This window comes from Algoriphagus yeomjeoni (assembly GCF_003259505.1).
Lineage (GTDB): Bacteria > Bacteroidota > Bacteroidia > Cytophagales > Cyclobacteriaceae > Algoriphagus > Algoriphagus yeomjeoni.
Genome location: NZ_QLLK01000004.1, coordinates 417683 through 436740 on the forward strand (window position 1 = coordinate 417683; position 19058 = coordinate 436740).

Genomic DNA, 19058 nt, shown 5'->3' on the forward strand with positions numbered 1-19058 from the left:
TTTTAAAGCAATAAATGGAATTAACGTCCGATAAGGTATTTACTAATTTTGACCAAAGTCTCCAGGAGTTTATCGACTCAGGAACGCTAACCAAAAAAGAGAAAGCTGCAAAATTAGCCAGTCATATCGATATACTAAGCTTGACCAGATCTGGTCTTGCTTTTTTATATAGCAAGAGTGTAGAACTCGACCGTGCTGAATTTTTCAAAGGAACATCCTGGAATGATCCTGATAAACTTGTGCCTTACTTGGTGAAAGGAACGCTTAAATATGGCCACCCCTCCTCAAGTTTTGAGACTCTTTCAGAGCTTAGAATGTTACGCTTTGCGAAAGGCGAGGATGTTCATAAGGTAGTTTCGGCAGCGGACGCCCAAAGTTTCCTCGAAGAAGTTATAGTGCATAACCTTGAATTTGCATTGCGCGAGCCAACTGAAGAAACGCGTATGAGAATGCCTGAACGGGAGTTAAAAAAGGCATTTAACCTCTTTGGATTTATCATGTCTGAAATGGATCTGAAGGGAGTCTATGAAAAACTGATAGAAGAAATACGATTGATCTGTGAACAGCGACCAATTCGTACTTCAAAAGCCCGAGAGCTGATTAGTCTGGTAAACAGAAGGTTTGATACCTCCGGAAATTCAGAAAAAGATAAGGCAATACGTGTTTACATAGATGCACTTTACTCTCCTTCCAAGGGAGCAAAGGCAAATGAGGGCAAGGATGCTTACAGTGAATTTTTGAAACATGCTGATGAAAAAACCCTAGCAAATGAGGCCCTTGAAATGGGAGAACTCATGAATGCAACAGGCCTGGTTAGCGGCTATCAGGCAATTTTCTTGAAGCATATAGTAAATGAGTATGAGGATCTGGTTCCCATCTGTCTTGATTTAAATGATCGAGGAATTGCAGAATGGGAAAAATACTCTGAGTTGGTTTCTTCTCTGATTTTGGAAACTGTAAGCTGGGATAACTGTCAGTGCATTTACGGTTTGGCCAGAATGTTAAGAAAGAATCTCTTTTCCAGAAGAGCTGTTCGGGTTGGTTTGGAAAATCTACGCCGGATCAAGGTTAACCCTCAAGTAGAAAAAAGGATTTTGAAATCTTTGAGTAATCCTGATGCAGAAGTAACAGCATTGCAATATCTGATCGGGGGAACGATCAAAGTACTGGGGCAGCCCTTAGGTGTGGGTCAGGGCAATAATCCTACCTGTCAATCGGCCCGAGGCATCAGCATGTGGAGTCAGCATTCTCCGGCAAAGTTGATTGATATGATCATCACCGTGTCAACTCAGAATAACCTGATTATGCGGTTTGAAAATCAAAATTTGATCTCCAATAACCTGATCAAAGGCTTACTGGATCAATTGGATTATAATTTGGATGTGGTGTCAGTTGTTATGGTGCCTCATTTGGACAAAATCTACAATGAGATGATGCGGCTCTCCACTGGGAGGCTAGACGATCCACATAAATGGGTTAATCCTGCCATGTATGGTCAGTGGATTCAGGTGGGATTTGCCTCTTGTTACGATTATATGAGCAATTCTATCATGGATTTCCCAGGCTATGTACGAATTTTTTATGCAGCATTTCATCCTGATTTTAATGGCAACCAACACATGGTTTACCCTAATCCGGTTGGGATTTTCATCACCAGTAATAAGGGGGACATGATTGGATTTCATGCCGTTTCTCTCTTGAGGGTGGAGAAAAGCCCAAAGGGAGAAGTGAGGGCATATTTCCTCAATCCCAACAATGAGGGCAGACAGGATTGGGGACAAAATATATTGCCCTCGGTCCACGGCAAAGGTGAAAAAAAGGGGGAATCCTCCTTGCCTTTTGATCAGTTTGCGGCAAGAGTTTATGCCTTTCATTACAGCCCGCTGGATGTCAAAAACAGAATCAATGAGGTACCTGCTGAAGAAATTCAGAAAGTAGAGAAGCTGGCGCGTGAAAGTTGGGGTAAATCTTATATGTGGAATCAACAAACGAAATTATGGTAAGACACTCGTCTAGAATAGAGCTAAGTCAATCCTCACTTACGAATAATATCAACTTCATTAAAAAGAAAGTTGGTGAAGGAGTAAAAATATCCTCTGTGGTCAAAGCAAATGCTTATGGTCATGGGATCAGGGAATTTGTGAAAATGGCTGAAAAGGCTGGAGTAAGTCATTTTGCAACAGCATCGGCATTCGAGGCGGAGGAAGTTTTGGCGGCAAAGTCATCTAGCAGTGATGCCATGATTATGGGAATTCTATACGACGAAGATATCGATTGGGCAGTGGAAAACGGAATAGAGTTTTACGTGTTTAATTACGCAAGACTTCCAATAGTGCTCGAGTCAGCCAAAAGAATAGGAAAGCAAGCTAAGGTTCACATTGAAGTAGAAACTGGCGCTAACAGGACAGGAATGACTAAGGGAGAATTTCCTAGTACCCTAAGTTTTCTTAAAAAACATACACAAGAGATCGCTTTCAAAGGGCTATGTACTCATTTTGGTGGGGCTGAAAACTTCTCGAATCAGTTTAAAATTAATATGCAGCATGAGCGGTACAAAAACTTCCTCAAGCAGTGCAAGCAAAAGAACATGATGCCGGAGATAAGACATATTGCTTGTTCTGCAGCGGCTTTGGCGTACAAGGATACAGTGTATGATATGGTGAGAATTGGAGTGGCTCAGTATGGGTTTTGGCCGAGTCCGGATATTTACTATATGCATTTGCAGGAAACTGGAAAGCAGTCAGACAGTGCGCTGAAGCGGATTTTTACCTGGAAAACGGATGTGATGGATGTCCGTGATGTTGATGCAGGAGAATTTATTGGCTATGGAACCTCCTATCAAGCTTCCCGAAATATGAAAGTTGCCGTAATGCCACTAGGCTATAGTAATGGCTATCCCCGTGCTCAATCCAATATAGGTCATGTGTTGATCAAAGGAAAAAAAGTCCAAATCGTAGGCCTGATCAATATGAACCTCTTTATGGTAGATGTATCAAACCTTTCCGATGTAAAGGTGGGTGACGAGGTGGTGCTTGTAGGAAGGCAAAATAATAATACGATCAATATCAGTTCCTTTTCACAAGTGACCCAGTTGCTGAATAATGAAATGCTGAGTAGACTGCCTTCAGCTATTCCTAGAAGGATTGTTAAGTAGGGGCTGAAAAGTGTGGCTTCTGGAGAAGCAAGAATCATCTTTCGCCCAAATTGCAAGGGTCTTCACTGTACTTGGTTTTCACACAGTATCTTCAACCCCGGGATAAAAATCAACCAACGACCCAGCGCTGGCGCACCATCGTCATATTGGAGACGGTAGCAGAATGCCAGCAAGATGGAAACGAGAAAAAGTTGAATGCCGGATGACCGATGTTTAACAGAACAACTGAGGCAGTCTGAAGACTGCATTATCCTAGGTACAAGCCCGCCTGTGGTCGGACAGGACTGAAGTCTTGCACCAGACAGGGTAAACTATCTATTAAGTCGCTTTTATCTATTTACTGTTAACAAAGCGGATATACATATAAAGTTTATTCGGAATGAAGCAAAGTTCATGGATATCGGGACTTCATGGTATTATTTGACTTGAATCCAGCTTCTGGAGAAGCAGGACAAGGGTTGCTGGGAAACCGTTCGTGACGACACGAACGGCGGCAAAGGACAGCGGTTGCTAGAAAACCGTTCGTGACGACACGAACGGCGGCAAGAAGACAAGGTCTGAAACCGAAAAAATTTCCGTAGGCATAGATCTTCACTAGCCCGGTGTTTCAACACCGGGATAAAAATCAACCAACGACCCAGCGCTGGCGCACCATCGTCATATTGGAGACGGGAGCAGAATGCCAGCAAGATGGAAACGAGAAAAAGTTGGATGCCGGATGACCGATGTTTAACAGAACAACTGAGGCAGTCTGAAGACTGCATTATCCTAGGTACAAGCCCGCCTGTGGTCGGACAGGACTGAAGTCTTGCACCAGACAGGTCTTCAGTAGCCCGGTGTTTCAACACCGGGATAAAATCAACCAACGACCCAGCGCTGGCGCAACATCGTTTATTTGGAATGAGAAAGTAAATGCCAGCAAGATGAAAACGGGAAGGTACAGGTAACGATAAGTCCAGCTTCTGGAGAAGCAGGACAGCGGTTGCTAGAAAACCGTTCGTGAGGACACGAACGGTGGCAAAGGACAAGGGTTGATATAATACCGTTCGTGACGACAGGAACGGGGCAGAGCAAAAAAAATCGCAGACTTTGATCTGCGATTTTTTTATTCCAAATACTGAAAATTCTATTTTCTTCGCAATGCCCTTTTCCACCAAGGCAATTGAACCTCTTCGTGGTAACCATAGGAATTATTCCCGTAGCCATAACCGTATCCGTAACCATAGCCATAACCGTAGCCCTTATCTATATGCACATCGTTAAGTATACCGTAGATTTTGGAGACTCCACCTTTTTCGACTAGATTATTTAGAATCTGAGTATTTCCTTTCATTGAGTATCCTTGACGGAATACATAGAAACTGATATCAGCAAAGCCAAATAACTCCTTAGTCTCAGACACAAGGCCTACAGGAGGGCAGTCAAAAATAACCACATCATACTCTGCTTTTATCTCTCTAATAATCTCTCCAAACTTATCCTGAAGCAGTAATTCAGCAGGATTTGGAGGAATAGGACCAGAAAGTATGACATCCATATCTTTGTGACCCGTCGCTTTAACTACATCTCTCCAAGGCGTATCAGAGCTAAGACAGGTACTCATTCCCTTATCATTTGGAAGATTAAAATCCTCAGCGATTTTGGGTTTTCTCAAATCCAAACCAATCAGTAAAGTCTTCTTACCCATCAATGCATAAACTGAAGCAACATTGATTGAAACAAAGGTTTTACCCTCTCCTGAAATAGAAGAAGTGAAAAGTATAGTTAGATTATCCTTATTAGGACTCAAATAGGACATATCAGCTCTGAGTGATCTGAAAGACTCTGTCACAGTTGATCTAGGATTATTCATAACAGGAATCGCATCCTCAGAATTATTTCTTCCTATCATTCCTATTAAAGGCACCTTGATTTGATTCTCAAGTTCCTTTGGATCTTCAATTTTAGTATTAAGGAAATCCTTGATAGTAATAAAACCAATCGGTAGGATTAGGCCCAAAATCAAACCAATAAGTAGGTTCAATGATCTTTTGGGAGCAACAGGTTCCTGTCCAGACTTAGCAAAATCCAAGATGCTATTCTTTGGCATATTGGAAGCTTTTGTAATTTCAGCCTCAGCCTTTTTCTGCAAAAGGTAGATGTAGATATTTTCGTTAATGCTAAACTGACGCTGAATACCTATCAGGTTACGTTCCGTTTCAGGTAAGGAATTAATATCCACATCTAGCATTCGAATCTGGGAATTCAGATCAGAAATTAAATTTTGAGTATTGCTTAATGCAGAATTCACATTCTCTTGCAATTGCTTCTTTGTATTCTGCAGTCTTGTAGCATTTTCTCTTACAGCTGGAGCCTCATCTGTGAAATTTGCAGTCAGTCTATTTCGTTCTGACTGCAATTCACTATAGGCCTGAACTAAGGAATTCAATAACGGGTCAGTAACGCCTACAATAGATGGCGCCACCATATCACCTGACAAATCAGAAACCAAATAATCTCTAAGTGTTTCGTAATATTTTAAATTAATCTCTGCCTGCCCCTTTTGCATCTCCAACTCCTGCATTCTTTCAAAGATCACAGAACCTTCCTCAGAGAGATTGAATACCTTATTTTCAGTTCTATATTTTTGCAATTTGTTTTCAGAGAACCTCAAGGAATCAGTAATTCCTGAAAGCTGCTCGTCAATAAATCTTACCGTGTTTTCAGAAGCCCTATTCTTTTCATCCAACTCTCTAGCCAGATACATTTCCATCAACTTATTGATGTAATCTTCGCCCAATCGTCGTACGGGAGTTTCTAGGCTAAGTGAAAGTATAGAAGCCTGCTTATTGATTGGCGATACTGCAAGTTCTTCTTTGTATTTTAAAGCAAGGGATGGAGTATCTACCAAATTAAACTGAAGAATGTCGCCTGGAAGAGCAGCTATCTGATTGATAGTGAATGAGAAATTCTCACCGGAAATTTCCTGACCAAAAGTGTAAACAGATTTTGACAAGGAAACCTCTTGCTCTGGAAGGGTCTTATAAAAAGGGTCATTTGGATTGTAAACTCTAAACTCCTCGTTTTCAACGGAAAGTTCAAAAGAATCCTCATTGATAACTTCTAACTTAAACCGCCCTCCGACTAACTGAGGGTTCTTCCAGTCAACTGTTACCAGTATTGGTAATTTATCGTAAATCTGGGTTGTGGTAACAAAGCCCTCCTTATAATATTGAACATTTAAATTTAAGTCGGTAACTGCTTCTTGTGCTAGAGAAAAAGACTTTAAAATTCCAATTTCATTTTCAATATTACTTTTACCTTGGAGCATTCCAAGACCAGAAGATTCAAACAAATCTGTGCCTAAGCTAGGCTTATCATCCACTACTAGAATACTTGACTCTACTTTAAAAATATTAGTAGCATACCTGTTAAAAAGAAAAGCTCCTAATACACCCACAAACATGCAAGCGATAATCAATACCCAATATTGCAGGTAGTTGAACAATAATACTTTTAAATCAATTTCGTCCTCCTTTTGTACCATAAAAGGATTTTGCCCAGAATTGGATGGATTGGGTGTATTCGGGTACATAAATGCTTATCTGAATAAATTTAAAATGAGGGCTACAGAAGAAACACCTGCAAACACCAGAGCTAAAGTTTGTGCTGTATTTTCACCAGTACCAGTTTCTCTAACTTTCATTGGTTCCACATAAAGTTGATCATTTGGCTGAATGAAGTAGAAAGGTGAGGCTACAATCTGCCTATCCAGTAAATCAATTCTATGCAGTCTAGTTCCTTCAGGATACTGTCTAATGAGCAATACCTCATCTCTTTTAGCCACTGTTGTTAAATCACCGGCATTTGCGATGGCTTCAAAAATCGTCATTCTATCCTGCAGGACCACAAACTTTCCTGGTCTTCTAAATTCACCTAATGCAGAGTAGCGAACACCTCCAAGTTTAACTTTAACGTAGAGTTCACTGGTCACATATTTTCGAAGGCTTTCTTCTATAGTAACTCTTGCCTCTTCTAAAGTTTTCTCCTTAACATTCACATTACCAACAATTGGTAGTCTAATGTTACCACTTTGATCAACGGAATAGCCCGTCATATAGTAGATATCTCCTCCATTTTGAGCAGAGACATTCCCCATTTGCCCATTCATCTGAGTAGCTTGATTATTAAAGCCCATAGACAACAAATCATCCACTGTCTGTATATTCACATCAATGATATCATTGTACTGTAGCTTGTATTCAGGGATTTCGTAGGTGATTAATTCTCCGTCCTCTATAGGTGTATTTTCCTCAAGATTTTGCAGATAAATGATCTTCTCATTGGAGATACAGCCAAAGGCCATAAAAAAAACAAGGGAAAACGATAGCCCCTTCAACAACTTCCTCATATATATTCTTTTAATATTTCTCTACAAAAACTGCGCAAACTTAAACATTTAACCTCAAATTGTACTCTTTTTTATGATTTCGATAATAAGAAGCTGAATTTCACTCGCTCTTATCAGGAATGAGATATTGGGGCGTTTTAGTAAGTCATTCTTCATTTGATTTCTTAACATGTAGAAATACCAAAGGCATATTTTGAAATTGTTGAATAATTCTAGAATAGGAAGTATTGCTTAATTTCGAATTTAGAATGCTAAATGTTGAATAATGAAGTTGGGCACTGAAAGGTAAATTTGATATAGAGGAAGAAATGAAAGGCAAACAGATCATACAAATAGGAGCAGTTTTTGGAATGCTGGCAGTGGGAATCGGTGCTTTTGGAGCACATGGATTGAAAGATCTCTTAGCTGAAACTGGAAGAGCAGAAACATTTGAAACTGCTGTCAAGTATCATTTTTACCACTCTCTGGCAATATTCCTAATTGGAATACTGGCTTTAGTCAAACCAACTTGGCACAAGCTTAGCACTGCAGCAATACTAATGGTAGTTGGGATTTTAATATTTTCAGGCTCACTCTATTTTCTATCCTTGACAGGAATTACCTGGCTAGGAGCAATCACTCCATTTGGAGGAGTTGCATTTATAGCTGGATGGATTCTTATATTTCTCGCAGCTTCAAACAAGAATGACTAATGCAGAAAAAACTATTCTTATTCTTTCTTACTCTCTTCTTTTTTAACTCCTCATTTGCTCAGCTCAGCAAGAATCAATATATCAAACTGGAATCTGCACTTGGAGAAACAAGCTTTTTCAATGGTCATTTGACTGGTTTCATGCTGTATGATCTGGATTCTCAGCTGGTCCTTTATGAGAAAAACAGTCATCAGCGATTTATCCCTGCTTCTACCACCAAGCTTTTTACCCTTTTCTCATCATTAATAGTTCTAAACGACAGCACCCAGACTCTTCGCTATACAACTGAAGGGAAGACTATAAAAATTTGGGGTTCAGGTGATCCAAGTTGGAAATACAAAGAGTTATACCAACCTGATTTTCAAGAGTTTTTAGCACCTTTTGATCAAGTAATATTTTCGGATGCCAATATGATGTCTCCTGCCTTTGGATACGGTTGGCAATGGGATGACTATTATTACAATTATTCTGCTGAGCGATCTTCCTTACCCATCTTTGGAAATCTGGTACAAGTAAAGAAAGTAGGCAATGCACCTAGGGTCTTCCCTCCCATTTTTCAGGAATCAGTTTACCCTACTTCGAGAACCATACGGGAATTGGAGCGGGACTTTCATACCAATAAATTCTATTACAATCCCAACAATTTCAGGGCAAGGGAGGAGTTTATTCCTTTTATATATAGTCCTGAGTTATTCGTGAAACTTGCCTCAGACGCCACTGGCAAGCAATGGATCTATCAACCCGACAGTTTGCCAACAATTCATAAAGAATGGCGAGCTGCACCACTCTTTCCTATCTTAAAGGAAATGATGCTGGAAAGTGATAATTTTCTTGCTGAACAGCTAATGCTCATGGTTTCAGATCGTCTTTTTCAGCGGCTTGATACTGAGCGGGCAATCGAATTCATGCTCAAAACCTATCTTTTTGATTTACCGGATGCCCCTCAGTGGGTAGATGGGTCTGGACTAAGCAGGCACGATTTGATAACTCCGCGGAGCATGGTAGCACTTTTTGAGAAAATCTACCGAATGATGCCTGACCAGCAGCTTTTCGAATTACTCCCTATTGGGGGAAGGTCAGGTACGCTAGAAAATAGCTACCAAGCAGATTCTCCTTACATTTTTGCAAAGACAGGTACAATGAGCAATAACCACAGCTTAGTCGGCCTGATCAAAGGTAAAAGCGGAAGATATTATTGCTTTGCTTTTATGAACTCTAATTACCCCTGGAAAGCCTCTGAGGTGAGAAGGGAGATGGAAAAAGTGATGGTAATGGTGAGGGAGATGGTTTGATGTCGGGTGTTTGATGTCCGATGTCGGTTGTCGGTTGTCGGTTGTCGGTTAAACCCTTCGGTCTCCTTTCTTCGGTCTTTCGTGCAAAGAATCTAAGGTGAATGGCATCCTTGCGAATAATCATAAAAGGTCTTTTGAATGATGATTTTTCTCTTTGCGACTAGCGCCCTTGCGGGAGTCATTTACTTCAAAATAAAAAAGCCTTATTTTCACATCTCAGAATAAACCAACCTGCCCAATGCAAAAACGCGCTTTTCTTAAATCTCTTGGATTACTTTCTGCTTCCTTTCCGCTAGTTTCTTGGGACAGGGCACATGCGTCTTTTGATCCCAAAACACTTTTGCCGAAGGCGATCAAAAAAGGAGACACCGTCGGTCTGATAGCTCCATCTGCCGCAATGGCGGATAGAATGCAGTTTACATTTGCGCAGGAAGCATTGGAAGCGCTTGGTTTCCAAGTGAAGCTAGGAGAAAATCTCAAAAACCGATACGGGCATTTGGCTGGAACTGATGAAGAGAGAGCTGGTGATCTGAATGAGATGTTTTCCGACAAGGATATTAAAGCGATTATTTGCATACGTGGGGGCTCTGGTGCAGCGCGGATTTTACCTATGATAGATTACAAGTCAATTGCAAAAAATCCAAAGCCACTTCTTGGGTACTCTGATATCACGGCTTTGCATTGCGCGATTCATGCACAAACCGGCTTAATAACTTTCCATGGCCCTATGGGCTCCAGTACCTGGAATAGCTTCAACGTGAAGCAGTTTGAGAAGGTATTTATAGAAAAGGAAAAGGTAACTTTTGAAAATATTCATGCAGAAAGCGATGACTTAGTAGTCAAGTCAAACCGTATTCAAACACTGAAAGGTGGTACCGCTGAGGGGAAAATTCTGGGTGGAAACCTAACTGTTTTAACAGCAATTTCCGGTTCGCCTTATTACCCAGATTTCAAAGACGCTATTCTATTCATCGAAGATGTGGGAGAAGACCCCTATAAAGTGGACCGCATGATGAGTACGCTGAAGCTCAATGGGACTCTGGATCAAATCAAAGGCTTTGTTTTCGGGCAGTGTTCGGACTGCGAACCTGGTGGAGGATACGGTTCGCTTACCTTAGACCAGGTGCTGGATGATTATATTTTGCCTTTGAAAATCCCGGCTTACTCTGGCGCGATGATTGGGCATATTTCCAAGCAATTTATAATTCCAGTTGGTGCCAATGTCCAAATGGATGCAGACAAAGGGACCATTTCACTGCTTGACTCCGTATTTCAGTGATAGAGGGTGTCGGGTTGAGACAGAAGACCGAAGACCGAAGTTGCCTAAATCTTAGTGTTAAACATATCGTATGATATTTTAGCTCTATTTGATGTATTAAAATCGGTTATACGCAGAAAATATTATATAATATGATTATCCGCAATGATGCCAGTCACCTTAGATTCTTTGCTTGGTTGGCTGGAAGACCTCCCGATAGCTATCGGGAGACCGAAGACCGAAGCGGCCTCAAAGCTAGGGTATACCATCTATTAAGTCGCTTTTATCTATTTACTGGTAACAAAGCGGATATACATATTATATAATAATCAAGGGTCTATTCTCAAGTAAAATAAATCCAATTGCATAAGGTAAAACACCTTTAGCAAATAATTAACAACACATGAAATTTTCAATTCTCATATTCGCTATTCTTGGAATCATTTCTTGCAATAGTTCAAAGAATATGCTTCCAGATGATTCTGACAAACCAATGACTGAAAACCCTACAGACAACTCCAATCAACTTACTTATTTGGCACTAGGCGATAGCTACACCATAGGCGAAGGTGTCAGCGATGCTGGCAGATATCCAAGTCAATTGATCGCTAAACTAAACACCGACACTGATAAGGAATGGGCGGCGCCAAAGGTAATTGCACGCACAGGCTGGACAGTGGACGAACTTGAAAAAGGCATCAAAGCGGAAAATATTGAAGGAAATACCTACGATTTGGTCACGCTATCTATTGGAGTCAACAATCAATATCGTGGACTTCCGATTGACAAATTTGAGGAGGAGTTTGAGGTCATGCTTTTGAAGGCAATTAGTTTTGCTGGTGTGAATGCTAAGCATGTGGTAGTTTTGTCCATACCAGATTGGGGAGTTACTCCTTTTGCAACCAAAAGTGGCAGAGATCAAAGTAAGATCGCTCAGGAAATCGATGCTTACAATAGCATTAAAGCTGAAATCTGCGATAAGAATGGGGTAACCTACATTGACATTACCGAGCAATATCGAGCTTTAGGTAGGCAGGAAGAAATGCTTGCTGCTGACGGTCTGCATCCCAGTGAAAAAATGTATAGCCTTTGGACAGAAAAACTAGTTGAACATATAGTTTCAATTTATTAGAGAATTATTTTTGGTTGACTTAGACATAAGTATCAAGATGCTAGAATCAAGAATAAAGGCATATTCTGCCAGTAAGGAAATTTATAAAAACAAAATTTGGCATTCAGTATTTAAACCGCATAATTCCATGGTTAGCTCCGAAGGAGCAAAACTATTCATGACCCTGTACGCAGTGCAGGGTAAAAAAATCGATAGCATTTCGAGCCCTGAAAGGGCGAAACTATAAAGCGACACCCCTTCAGGGCTTGGTAAACTAAGTGTTTTCTATACCCCCGGCTCCGCCGAGGGTTATGAATTGTCTCAATCCTTCGGATCTTGCTTGTCATTGAATATTTGGCTACTAACACGATTCCGTTTAATCATATTTTAGAAGCAAGAATAAAGACATAATCTGTCGCATGAAAAACTTTGACTGAAAACATAGACTAATACATTTAAACTTTTAAGTCATGAAATCGAGCCTGCGCGAGGCAGATAAGCATGACTAAAGAACTTCACACTGGGATGCCCCGATGCATCGGGGAAGCATTGCGAGATTCCATAGCCTGTCCCGACTTCTCGGGATGACTTTAAAAAATTAAATCATAAACACATGAAAACTATCCTATTTCTATTCATTAGTACCATACTCGGAGCTGTGGCATGTGATCGGCATTCGAAAGAAAACACGGAAACTTGGTGGATCAATTCTGCAAAAATGGATTGTGTGGGCGAGGGGAAAATGTCATGTCTCCAAATACAAAAAGGTTCTGAAATAAAACCCGGAGAGTGGGAGTTATTCTATAGTTCGATAGAAGGTTTCGACTATGAGCCAGGCAATATTTATCAGATCAAGGTAAAGGTCACTGACAGAGAAACCCCTACTCCGGCTGATGCTTCGTCAAAAATATATGAATTAGTAGAAATTTTGAGCAAAGAATCAGACCCAGCTTTACGATTGACTAATACCTGGAAAATCACCAAGGTGGGCAACATAGAAAACCCAACAGGATTCAAAAACAATGAGGCATTAACCTTCGAGTTTAATGCTTCGGACAAAACCTATGTGGGAAACATGGGATGCAATTCTGTGCGTGGTGAGATCAAGGAAAATGATGGAGAGAAACTTCTGCTTGGTCCCGGCGCAACCACGATGATGGCTTGCCCTGATATGACTATTGAAAACATCCTATCAAAAGCTCTGATTGATACGCGAGGATATAAACTGGAAAACAACCAACTTTACCTAATGAATGAATCAGGGGAAACCTTGATTATTTTCCAAGCTGTAGATTAATTACCATTTATGAAAATCATTTGCATTGGCCGAAACTATGCGGCACATATAGAGGAATTAAAAAATGAAACTCCTGGAAATCCAGTTGTTTTTCTAAAGCCAGACACCGCGTTGCTGAAAGATGGAGCTCCATTTTTCTATCCTGATTTTTCCAAAAACATACATCATGAAGCTGAGCTAGTTCTGAAAATATCCAAGCAGGGAAAATACATTCAGAAGAAGTTTGCTCACAGATATTTCAATGAAATTGGCTTGGGTATTGACTTTACAGCGAGGGATTTACAGGATCAGTGCAAAGCAAAGGGCTTGCCGTGGGAGATTGCAAAAGGCTTCAATGGGGCTGCACCTATTGGGGGCTTTAAATCTGTGGATGATTTTGAAGATTTGAAAAACATAGATTTTCACTTGAACATCAATGGAGAAACCCGTCAAAAAGGAAATACTTCTTTGATGCTATTCGACTTTGGAACAATCATAGAATATGTCTCTCAATTCTTTATGCTAAAAACCGGAGATCTGATTTACACAGGTACTCCTGCAGGGGTCGGCCCTGTAAAGATCGGAGACAAATTGGAAGGATTTATAGGGACAGAAAAGTTGTTGGATTTTGAAGTTAAGTAAACTAAGCTGCGCACTTTTATTTCTCGGATTAATCACTATTCCTTATCTCCAAGCTCAGGAGGTTGACAAAGATTATTTTATCAATCCAATCAACCCTGGTACCCGGAATTATCTAGCAGGAAACTTTGCTGAGCTCAGACCAAATCACTTTCACACAGGTTTGGATTTCAAAACTGGTGGCCAAGAAGGAGCCAGCATTTTGGCAGCAGCAGATGGATGGGTGCATAGGATCAAAATTTCTTCGTTTGGCTATGGCAATGTGATTTATCTGAAGCATCCAAATGGCATGATTACCTTATATGGCCATTTACGCAATTTCAATAAGGAGCTAAGCGATTACATGCGGAAGAAAATGTATGATGCTAAAGCAATTGATTTGGAGATCTATCCTGAGCCGGGGGAATTGCCGGTGAAGCAGGGTCAAAAGATAGCGGATAGTGGAAATACAGGTGGTTCTGGAGGACCACACCTACATTTTGAGATTCGCGATAGCCTGGATCGGGCGATGGACCCTCTCCTATTTGGGTTTTCCGATATAGTAGATAGAACAGCTCCAGTTCCTCAAAGTATAGCGATTGTGCCGCTGAATATTGATTCCCGGGTGAATGGAAAATTCGCCCGATTGGAAGTAAGTCCAGTAGCCAGCGGTAGCAATTATCGCCTGCCTAGTGAAGTTAAAATCACGGGAAAAGTTGGAATAGAAATCCGAAGCTATGACCAGCTTGATGGGGCAAGTAATAGAAACGGTTTTCCAACTTTTGAATTGACCGAAGACACAGTGACCGTTTTAAATTTGACTGTGGACAAGGTTGATTTTAACTTTACCCGTCAGTTTCTTCAGCACACGTATCAGAATCGCTACACCAAACTCTATTATCAGAAGAATCTAAAGTTTGACTTTATTAATCCTAAGTCTGAGGATGCTGGCCACTTAGCCTTAGAGCCTGGGGTAAAAAAAGAGTACAAATTAAAGTTGATTGATGCTTATGGAAATACGCGTCAGATCAGCTTCACGCTGCAAGGACAGGATATGGAGACCAATGTAAATGATGGCGTAGCACCCTCCAAAGCTTCACTTAATTACATCAACAATATCCTGAAAATCAAAGCTCCGATCTCTCCGAAGGGCGGTTTGGCGAAGTTTGAAGTAGGATCTAATTCTTTTGAAATGCTTCCCGCCTATCAGGATGCAAACAGCCGAACTTACCTCTGGGACATGGAGTTTGGCATACCTGAGAAAATTGATATCTGTACAGAAATCCTGCTTCCAGGAATCAATGCATTGATTCCTGCAGGAAAGGAAACATCCTATTCAGAGCAAAATCTCCAGATGAATTTCAGTAGGGAGACGGTTCTAGACAATTTCTTTTTGAGAGTTTCCCAAACCGGACCTGCTACTTCGCCAAAGTTAATTGTCAACAGCAGCCAAGAATACTTATGGAATGCGGTGAATATTCTGTGGAAAGTACCTGCGTACTCCGGAAATAAGGAACGCTCTCATGCTTATTATACTTCCGGTAATTCTAAGTCATTTCTGGGAGGAACCTGGACTGGAGATACCTTAAATTTCAACACTAGATCTCTTGGAGAAATCTCCATTTTGCAGGATACTAAAAAGCCAACAATTCAGGTGATCCGCGTTAATTCCTCAGATATGCGCTTCGTAATACGGGATGATTTATCCGGCATTGACACCTACGAAGCCTATGTAAACGGCAAATGGATTTTGATGAGATATGAGTACAAACAAGCCGTGATTTGGTCAGAAAAACTCGAAAATCAGCCCTTCAAAGGAGAAGTTTTGCTAAAAGTTACCGATAAAGCTGGCAATACTGCTGAATGGAAAGGAACGATTGGTTAAATTAGGCCCCCTAAACACTAGCATATGAACTTAGAAAAAGGCCAAATGGCCCCAGATTTTGAAGCTAAAATTGAAACAGGAGAAACCATCAAGCTTTCTGACTATCGCGGAAAAAAAGTGGTTCTTTATTTTTACCCGAAAGATGCTACTCCAGGATGTACGGCTCAGGCATGCAATCTTAGAGATAATTACGATGCCTTGCTCAAAGCCGGATATGTGGTTTTCGGAGTGAGCTCAGACGCTGAAAAATCCCACCTTAAATTCAAAGAGAAACAAGAACTTCCATTTTCTTTGATTGCCGATACTGATTTGAAAGTTCACGAGGCTTTTGGTACTTGGCAGGAAAAGTCAATGTATGGAAGAAAATATATGGGTACTGTACGTACCACTTTTGTAATTGATGAGGAAGGTAAAATATCCGAGATCATCGAAAAAGTAAAAACTAAAGATCACACAGCACAAATCCTAAATTAAACCTATATCCCTAATGGAAAAACAAACAATCGAACAACTCGAAGGTACTGCATCGCAGGTACGTAGAGACTGTCTCCGCATGGTACATGCGGTACAATCCGGCCACCCCGGAGCATCACTTGGTTGCACTGAGTTCTTTGTAGCTCTTTACTTCAACCAACTCAATCACGATCCTAATTTCAAAATGGAAGGAAAGGGTGAAGACCTATTTTTCCTATCCAATGGACATATTTCTCCAGTATGGTATTCTGTACTTTCCAGATCAGGGTATTTTTCTCCTGAGGAAATGAACACCTTCAGAAAACTAAATTCCAGACTTCAGGGCCACCCGGCAACAGAAGAAGGGCTTCCGGGGATTAGAATTGCATCCGGTTCTTTGGGGCAAGGAATGTCAGTAGCAATCGGAGCAGCTCAGGCGAAGAAAATCGATGGAGATGACAGCACTGTATTCGTTCTGATGGGCGATGGAGAGCAGGAAGAAGGTCAAGTATGGGAAGCGGCTATGTATGCTGCTCACTGGAAAGTGGACAATCTAATCGCTACAATTGACCTTAATAGACAGCAGATTGATGGCCCTACAGCAGAGATCATGGACTTGATCGATTTGAGAGCTAAATATGAGTCTTTCGGATGGGAAGTTATAGACACACTTCAGGGAAATGACATGAAATCCGTAGTAGAAGGTCTGGAAAAAGCAAAAAGCCTAAGCCGAAAAGGAAAACCAGTGATGAACCTACTTCACACAGAAATGGGCTTTGGAGTTGATTTTATGGTAGGAACACACAAATGGCATGGTATCGCTCCAAATGACGAGCAATTAGCTGATGCTTTGGGACAGTTACCAGAAACAATTGGTGATTTTTAATCAAGGCTATTTTTAGACCATTCAACGAAAAGAAAACATGGAAAAGACATTGGATTTAAAATTCAACTATACAGAAAAAAAAGATACACGTTCAGGTTTTGGAGACGGCTTCCTGGAAGCTGGTCGCAGAAACCCAAATGTGGTGGGACTTTGTGCCGATTTGATCGGTTCATTGAAAATGGGAGCGTTCCAGAAGGAATTCCCGGAAAGATTCTTCCAAACTGGTATTGCAGAAGCAAACATGATGGGTATCGCGGCAGGTATGACGATCAATGGCAAAATCCCTTTTACGGGTACATTTGCTAACTTCTCTACCGGTCGTGTGTACGATCAGATTCGTCAGTCTATAGCCTACTCTGGCAAAAACGTAAAGATTTGTGCTTCTCACGCTGGTTTGACACTTGGAGAAGATGGCGCAACTCACCAGATCTTGGAAGATGTGGGCATGATGAAAATGCTTCCTCACATGACGGTGATCAATCCTTGCGATTACAATCAAACGAAAGCTGCTACGATTGCAATTGCAGAATACGATGGACCTGTTTACCTGAGGTTCGGTCGTCCATCTTGGCCAATATTCACAGATCCTGCTCAGAAGTTTGAGATCGGTAAAGCTTGGAAAATGATCGAAGGCACTGATGTGACTATCTTCGCAACGGGCCACTTGGTCTGGGAAGCAGTAGTAGCTGAAGCGATATTGAGATCTGAAGGCATCTCTGCTGAAGTGATCAATATCCATACGATCAAGCCATTAGATGAAGAAGCAATTTTGGATTCTGTTGCAAAAACTGGTTGCGCAGTATCTGCCGAAGAACACCAATACAATGGTGGTCTTGGCGATAGCGTAGCACAAACGCTAGCAAGAAACAATCCAGCTCCTATGGAATATGTAGGTGTAAATGACAGTTTCGGCGAGTCAGGCACTCCTACTCAATTGCTGGATAAATACGGATTGGATGCTGCGAATATCGTTGCAGCTGCTAAGAAAGTTTTGGCTAGAAAATAGACTGATACTAATGCAGCTTCTGGAGAAGCAGCATAAAAAATAAGACCACAGTCAAATGGCTGTGGTTTTTTATTGTTTTTTACATTAGGAAGAGTTTCAAAACCATATGATTTCCATTTCAACCGACTTATCTCTCAAGCCATTAAAACTTGAAGACCAAGCTTTGCTTTTTGCTTTGATGCAGACAGTTTATAAAACTGCATATCAGGACTTTTGGACAGACCAAGGCGATTGGTATTTGGATTTATGTTATAACTCTGAAAACCTTAAAAAGGAACTGTCCCGAGAAAGAAGTCACTATTTCTTTGTGGAACACAAGCGGGAAATTGTCGGCATCTTAAAATATGACTTTCCCTTTTCTCCAAGAGAAGTTGAGATTCCAAATGCAATGAAACTTCATCGTTTGTATATAGATCAGTCAGTTCATGGTACGGGTGTAGCAAAAGAGTTGATAGATTATGTGGAAAAAATAGCCAAGGAAAATAGTTTAGATTTTATATGGCTGGAGGCGATGGTAGAAAAACCTCAAGCAAAAAAGTTCTACGAAAAGATGGGCTATGAATGGGTTTATACCTATCAGCTGGATTTTGAACGACTACTTCCTGAGGTTAGGGGAATTCAGATCATGAAGAAAAAGCTATAAAAAAAGCCTCTCCTATTTTACTAGGAGAGGCTTTCAACTTTAAGGATTAGATCCTTTACTTTTTGATTAATCGTTTGTTCATTACAAGTTTGCCAGTTTTCAACTGAACTGTATACAAGCCAGGACTTAGATGATCAATAGTGATTTGATGTTTAGAAATTCCATTTTGGACTCTCTCATCTTCAAATACCAAACGTCCTACAGCATCATAGATTCTTATTCCAACATTCATGCTTTGTTCCAATTCAACCTCAATCGTAACAGCAGATTCCGCTGGGTTAGGGAACATAGTGAAGTCCCCGAATCTAGGTTCTCTTGTCAGTTCTATAGATCGCTCTATCGTCTGCCCTGCTCTATCAGTACTGAATACCCTTAGTATTGAATTGGACGGGAT

The 19058-nt window shown here is 40.8% G+C and carries 16 protein-coding genes; 13 read left to right on the plus strand and 3 right to left on the minus strand.

What is annotated here, in order from left to right; translation table 11 throughout:
* Positions 1–14: 14 nt before the first annotated feature.
* Together LV83_RS09190 and alr are read left to right on the plus strand one after the other, a co-directional pair.
* On the plus strand, positions 15–2003 hold the full coding sequence (locus LV83_RS09190; RefSeq protein ID WP_111611249.1) for a hypothetical protein: 1989 nt from the start codon (positions 15–17) through the stop codon (positions 2001–2003).
* Entirely contained in the window at positions 1997–3154 is a 1158-nt protein-coding gene (gene alr, locus LV83_RS09195; protein ID WP_111611250.1) for an alanine racemase, read from the plus strand. Before LV83_RS09190 ends, alr begins: the two co-directional genes overlap by 7 nt.
* Positions 3155–4280: 1126 nt before the next feature.
* Here alr and LV83_RS09200 read toward each other — a convergent pair.
* Together LV83_RS09200 and LV83_RS09205 are read right to left on the minus strand one after the other, a co-directional pair.
* On the minus strand, positions 4281–6728 hold the full coding sequence (locus tag LV83_RS09200; protein WP_111611251.1) for a GumC family protein: 2448 nt from the start codon (positions 6726–6728) through the stop codon (positions 4281–4283).
* 6 nt (positions 6729–6734) lie between these two features.
* Positions 6735–7544: a polysaccharide biosynthesis/export family protein gene (locus tag LV83_RS09205; RefSeq protein WP_111611252.1), complete on the minus strand. Its 810-nt coding sequence runs from the start codon at positions 7542–7544 to the stop codon at positions 6735–6737.
* Between the two features lie 308 nt (positions 7545–7852).
* Here LV83_RS09205 and LV83_RS09210 point away from each other — a divergent pair, with 308 nt between their 5' ends.
* From LV83_RS09210 to LV83_RS09265, 11 genes are all read left to right on the plus strand, one after another.
* On the plus strand, positions 7853–8236 hold the full coding sequence (locus LV83_RS09210; protein ID WP_111611253.1) for a DUF423 domain-containing protein: 384 nt from the start codon (positions 7853–7855) through the stop codon (positions 8234–8236).
* Positions 8236–9528 carry a D-alanyl-D-alanine carboxypeptidase gene (locus tag LV83_RS09215; protein ID WP_111611254.1) on the plus strand — a complete coding sequence of 431 codons (1293 nt, stop codon included), beginning with the start codon at positions 8236–8238 and terminating at the stop codon, positions 9526–9528. Before LV83_RS09210 ends, LV83_RS09215 begins: the two co-directional genes overlap by 1 nt.
* Before the next feature lie 238 nt (positions 9529–9766).
* Positions 9767–10807, plus strand: a complete 1041-nt coding sequence (locus LV83_RS09220) for a S66 peptidase family protein (RefSeq protein WP_111611255.1) — start codon at positions 9767–9769, stop codon at positions 10805–10807.
* Between the two features lie 382 nt (positions 10808–11189).
* Complete coding sequence (locus LV83_RS09225) at positions 11190–11918, plus strand: SGNH/GDSL hydrolase family protein (RefSeq protein ID WP_245947026.1); 729 nt, start codon at positions 11190–11192, stop codon at positions 11916–11918.
* A gap of 592 nt (positions 11919–12510) precedes the next feature.
* A complete protein-coding gene (locus tag LV83_RS21395) occupies positions 12511–13194 on the plus strand; it encodes a DUF4377 domain-containing protein (RefSeq protein WP_158530548.1) in 684 nt (227 codons plus the stop codon).
* A gap of 9 nt (positions 13195–13203) precedes the next feature.
* Entirely contained in the window at positions 13204–13815 is a 612-nt protein-coding gene (locus LV83_RS09240; protein WP_111611257.1) for a fumarylacetoacetate hydrolase family protein, read from the plus strand.
* Positions 13802–15676, plus strand: a complete 1875-nt coding sequence (locus LV83_RS09245) for a M23 family metallopeptidase (RefSeq protein WP_245947027.1) — start codon at positions 13802–13804, stop codon at positions 15674–15676. Before LV83_RS09240 ends, LV83_RS09245 begins: the two co-directional genes overlap by 14 nt.
* A 24-nt stretch (positions 15677–15700) precedes the next feature.
* Positions 15701–16150, plus strand: a complete 450-nt coding sequence (gene bcp, locus LV83_RS09250) for a thioredoxin-dependent thiol peroxidase (RefSeq protein WP_111611258.1) — start codon at positions 15701–15703, stop codon at positions 16148–16150.
* 13 nt (positions 16151–16163) lie between these two features.
* Positions 16164–17015, plus strand: coding sequence for a transketolase (locus LV83_RS09255; protein WP_111611259.1), 852 nt, complete (start codon positions 16164–16166; stop codon positions 17013–17015).
* 37 nt (positions 17016–17052) lie between these two features.
* Entirely contained in the window at positions 17053–18021 is a 969-nt protein-coding gene (locus LV83_RS09260) for a transketolase family protein (protein ID WP_111611260.1), read from the plus strand.
* Between the two features lie 106 nt (positions 18022–18127).
* A complete protein-coding gene (locus LV83_RS09265; protein WP_111611261.1) occupies positions 18128–18664 on the plus strand; it encodes a GNAT family N-acetyltransferase in 537 nt (178 codons plus the stop codon).
* Positions 18665–18719: 55 nt separating this feature from the next.
* On the opposite strand, the gene LV83_RS21400 is transcribed toward LV83_RS09265, so the two are convergent.
* Positions 18720–19058 (minus strand): T9SS type A sorting domain-containing protein (locus LV83_RS21400; protein ID WP_211320471.1); only part of this gene is annotated, 339 nt, incomplete at its 5' end.